Annotated in this window: 2 rRNA genes; both read right to left on the bottom strand. The window is 26.0% G+C overall.

The features are described from left to right. Window positions 1–1,215 precede the first annotated feature (1,215 nt). A 5S ribosomal RNA gene (gene rrf, locus H518_RS0110005) occupies window positions 1,216–1,324 on the bottom strand. Window positions 1,325–1,423: 99 nt separating this feature from the next. Beyond that, window positions 1,424–1,529: ribosomal RNA gene (locus H518_RS0110000) — 23S ribosomal RNA — on the bottom strand; the annotation flags it as partial.

The raw sequence follows: 1,529 nt of genomic DNA, 5'->3' as shown, positions 1-1,529 counted from the left end.
AAAATATAATAACAACCTTTTTAATGAACTTTTGCTAATCTTAAACCTATGTTTTTCCCTTAGCGGGTGCAAATATAGATTCCTTTTCTAACATAGCAATGCTTTATTTTATCTTTTTTTTGAAGTATTTTAATTAGTGTTGTTTTTCAAAGGTTTACAGAATGCATTTTGTTTGTTTTACCAATGATATACTACAAAAAATAATTCTGAACTTGTTAATCTTACTATTAAAAGAGGGACATTAGTTCTAGATGATCTCAGTATATTTTAACCTTTACTTCTATTTATTCTCTTGATATTCTTATTTTCTCCTTTTATAAGTCTATCATTTTATTTTATTATGCTTCTTTTCTTTCTAACAAAAGATCTATTATGCTGTTTCTTATCTACTTTTTTATATGCATTTATAGAATCTTGTTATTATAGAAATTGATTAGGAAACTATTATTATAGCATTTTAATCTTTATTCTTCATTATTATAGAGTTTTTTATAACTCTATAATAAAATTTAGTCCTCTTTCATGTTTCAAAATCTATATTATATTATTCTATAAAGTTTAAAAGTAAATTTTCTCTATAATTGTTTATTGGAAAATCATATTTCAAGTTTTTATAACTGAGGTATTACTTGACAAGCATAATTCATATATTACAACTAATGACTTTTCTGCTCTATATATTAATAATAAATCTTCTTTACATTAATTCCTCCAGTAAACATACTTGCTCTTCTTTTATACTTAAATATTTCCCTTTTCTTATACATACAGAAAACCTGTCTTATTAATTTTTTATTCTTATTACAAGGAGATATATTTCTAAATTTAGTTTAGTATTATTTTACTATGTCTTGCAAAAAAATTAAAAAGTTTAATACATAAAAATTTTTATATTTAGAGGAGTGTGTGTTTTCTAATTATTTTTCTCTTTTTAGACTATTAAGGGTTTTTAATTTTCAATATTCCTCACACTTAAAAAAAAACTCAATCTATATTTTAACTAATAAAGGAGATATTTTATGTAGCACATTACCAACTATTAAAGAACACTCTATTATCTTCTAATAAAATTACTTATATCTATTTAAATAGAGGTAGTTCAATATAAAGTATAGACACTTTAGATTGTTGTTTTTATTAAATACTAATTGTTTGTTTTCATTTCAGTTTAGCGCAAAAAAAAACCTCAATCTAGTTATAGATTGAGGTTTAAAAGAAAGGCAACGACCTACTCTCCCACCATTGGCAGTACCATCGGCGCAAATGGGCTTAACTTCTCTGTTCGGGATGGAAAGAGGTGAGCCCCATTGCGATAATCACCTTAAATCGTTCAGTATATTTCAACTGTATAAGTTAACATATTAGTAAAATCATATCGTAAATTATCAAAAGAGTTTGCGTCCCGACCCGAAGGTCGGGAACTATACATAAGCCTATGGGTTATTAGTAATACTCGGCTATGACATTACTGCCTTTACACCTGTATCCTATCAACGTGGTAATCTTCCACGACCCTTTAAAGAAATCTC

The sequence above is a fragment of the Tenacibaculum ovolyticum DSM 18103 genome (genome assembly GCF_000430545.1).
Lineage (GTDB): Bacteria > Bacteroidota > Bacteroidia > Flavobacteriales > Flavobacteriaceae > Polaribacter > Polaribacter ovolyticus.
Note: the sequence above shows the minus strand (reverse complement) of the source record. Positions and strands in the feature narration are given on the sequence as shown.